The sequence below is a fragment of the Pararhodobacter sp. SW119 genome (assembly GCF_017811755.1).
GTDB lineage: Bacteria > Pseudomonadota > Alphaproteobacteria > Rhodobacterales > Rhodobacteraceae > Pararhodobacter.
The window spans coordinates 1-3,076 of sequence record NZ_JADDJF010000120.1 but is presented as its reverse complement, the minus strand read 5'-3'; the positions used below and the strand labels follow the sequence as shown (position 1 = coordinate 3,076).

Sequence of the window (3,076 nt, the reverse complement as noted above, 5' to 3'; positions counted from 1 at the left end):
AACAAGCCGGTAATTTTTCGGGGGGGGCACCCTGGTAAACTCAAGCAGATGCATGGGCAGATGATGCTATGCAGTGACCTCCACGCCGTGGGCGGCTTTCCTGCCGCATCACTCATAAAACGCGTCGCGATGGGCTCGCCAGGATTTAAGGCTATCGCGAAACGCGAAAGGAGTACTGCCATGACCAGCGGTCCGTTATCCTAACCCGCCACCGCCGGTGCGGCACCGAACGGCCGGTTCCGGAAAGCCGCACTGCGGCACTTCAACGAGGCGGAAGGGTAACTGAGGGCCGTCTTTACCTCCGTCTCCCGTCGGATCGTAGTAGTTATCTCAGCCCTACCAGCCTTTCTGCCTGTCGATCGTCACCGCGGGGCGACGGTACTCGAAGGCTCCCACGCCTGGCCAATCTTTGCCATTGGGGAAACGGACTTCGATGCCGTCGAGTTCGTGCAGTTCGAACAAGCGCATGTTGACGCCTACCATGTCGATCGGACCGTGTTGGTTCTGGAATGACTTGGCGATCACGAAATGCATGGTGGTGTGACAGGACCGGCACGAATGCACTTCTGCGGCGGGGTCCGCTTTGTCGTTGCGCATCACCGACGAGGTTGGCCCGTCGGTCCGGACCTGCGATGACGAGAAATACCCCCAAGCGCCACCTGACTTGCGCCAGAGATCGCAGTTGCAGTCGTGTATGAAATCGGGCTTCGCTTCGATTGTGACGCTCGCTGCGCCGCACAGACAGGTTCCGGTCATCGTCTTTTCCCATTTTGCGCCGCGGTCCATGCGCACGACACCCAACGATTGCGCCTCACTTCAACCGAAGTAAACCGATAGGCAGACCCGTTCGCACCATGTAAGTTTGTATCCCTCCCAGTTCGAACGCAGGTGCAGCGAAAGTCAGCAACGACGAGCCGCGGTGCAGCATTGCTGACGGTGACTGGAGGTGGCTCTGGGCCGGACGGTTACTTCGATCGGAGGGGTGCGAGCAAACAAGGCAGTGCACTCGATGCTAAGGGAGGGTGGCATCTGGGTCGCAGCTGCGGCATGCTCTCTCTCAAACAGGAGAGACTTGTGGCAAGCCGCCGAGCTCTGGCTTTGTTTGACGAGCGGATGTTGCAGCACCGCCCGCAGGTGCAGGATACCTTTTCGCCCGGGCGGTTGGAGCGTCGTGTGCGAGATATCCTGAACGGGTTGGAAGTGAAGTGGAACTTTCCAGAGCGACCCGAAAGGTTGATAGCGATCCGCGATCTACTGGTCGCCGAGCCGATCGCAGGCCTCGAACATGCCGAAGGCCGCAGCGCGAGCCGCGAGCAACTGGCGCGGGTCCATACCTCTGGCTATCTCGACAGCATCTACAAGCTACGCGGGCGAAGCGTCTGGCTCGACGTGGACACGACCGCCGTCTCTCCCGGAAGCGTTGAGGCCGCCGAAATCGCAGCTGGAACCTCCATCGCGGCGGTCGAGGCGGTGGCAAACGGTCTCACCGACAGCGCCTTTGCGCTCGTGCGCCCGCCCGGGCATCATGCCGAGTCTGTTCGGGCGCGTGGTTCGTGCCTGTTCAACAACGTCGCCGTCGCTGCTGCCCATGCGCAGGCCGAACTCGGCTTCACCCGGATTCTGATCATCGACTGGGACGCGCACCACGGTAACGGAACGCAGGAAATCTTCTGGGCCAGTCCAGATGTCCTGTTCTTCGACATTCACCGCGCGGCGCCCTTCTATCCCGGATCTGGCCTGATCGGTGAGGTCGGTGCCGGGCTTGGCGAGGGCGCCACGGTGAACGTGCCGATGCCCGCAGGCGCTGGCGATGCAGCCTTTGTGAAGGCTATGCGCGAGGTGCTGCAACCGGCGGCCGACTGGTTCAAACCCGACTTCGTGCTGGTTTCGGCTGGATTCGACGCCCATCGCGCCGACTTCGCGCTCAATGTCGGATATGAGGGGTTCTCGGCGATGACCGGGATCGTGCAGGACATCGCCGACAAGCACTGCGAGGGCCGTCTGACGCTTGTGCTCGAGGGCGGCTATCAGCTTGAGGCGCTCTCGCGGAGCGTCCATACGGTGCTGCGCGTTCTGGCTGGCGAAACACCAGAAGAGGTTCGCGAGCGTGGTTTTCCCGAGGTCGAAGAAGCCGTCGCCTTTCATCTGTCGGCCTTTCGCGACGACGCTTGATGGGAGGATACGTCCCACCGGAGGCATCTGGAAACGGCATCTTGCTCAATCAAGCCAGCGGCGCTCCAGCGTTCATTCACGTACGACTTGTTCGTTTACCCTCCCACTGGTTCGATCCCAGTTCCCTCACAGCAAACAACGCTGGCATCGAAGCGCGCCAGCCGGTCGTGCCGCCCTCGAGCTAGAGTGCGTCCGGGTGGCCAAGCTTTTCAAGCATGACGGCGCCTTCGGTGGAGCGGCCACCGCCCCTGTCGCAGATGGTCACGAGTGATTTGCCGGCAGGAATTTCGCCTACTCCCTCCAAGGCGCGGACGACGGAGAGCTTTCGGTTGCTCCGGAAATGCGGCAGCTGCGAACAAAGATTTGCGCCCGCGACGAACGACCGGAATGTCCGCGTCGCCGACCCCGGCCGGTCGTTTTCGCTGCACCTTGCATGAATGCCCGCTTCGGCGAAGCCGCACCGCGGCATGCCCATTGGGTCAGAAGGCTGCTTTGGGCCGAGCACTTCACAGCTCCAGCGAATTACCGGCCGTGTGGCGCGCACATGAAGTAACGTCCAACCAATTTTGTCTGGGTCTGCTCCGCGATCTCGCTATGCATACCTGAAGCGGCGCCGGACCGCCGTCGACGACGCACCCGGACAAACTTGAGAATTCCTGTCAAAGGCGCTTCGCGATCTCTTCGAGCATCACCTCGGTCGCGCCGCCACCGATGGCCTGAACGCGGGCGTCGCGGACCATGCGTTCGATTTCGGTTCCGGTCATGTAGCCAAATCCGCCGTGAAACTGCTGGCAGTCGTACATCACCTTGTTGACCAGCTCGCCGCAGAGCGCCTTGATTGCGGAAACCTCGCGCACGCAATCGTTGCCTGCCTCCATGGCGGCGGCCGTCTGGTAGATCAGCG

Annotated in this window: 3 protein-coding genes; 1 reads left to right on the top strand and 2 read right to left on the bottom strand. The window is 61.7% G+C overall.

Going from position 1 to position 3,076, the window contains the following annotated elements:
• Positions 1-336: 336 nt before the first annotated feature.
• Positions 337-786, bottom strand: coding sequence for a hypothetical protein (locus IM708_RS20610; RefSeq protein ID WP_209428432.1), 450 nt, complete (start codon positions 784-786; stop codon positions 337-339).
• 150 nt (positions 787-936) lie between these two features.
• On the opposite strand from IM708_RS20610, the gene IM708_RS20605 reads away from it, so the two are divergent.
• A complete protein-coding gene (locus tag IM708_RS20605) occupies positions 937-2,172 on the top strand; it encodes a histone deacetylase (RefSeq protein ID WP_348525013.1) in 1,236 nt (411 codons plus the stop codon).
• 659 nt (positions 2,173-2,831) lie between these two features.
• Here IM708_RS20605 and IM708_RS20600 read toward each other — a convergent pair.
• Positions 2,832-3,076: acyl-CoA dehydrogenase family protein (locus IM708_RS20600; protein ID WP_280861201.1), on the bottom strand; the 245-nt coding region annotated here is incomplete at its 5' end.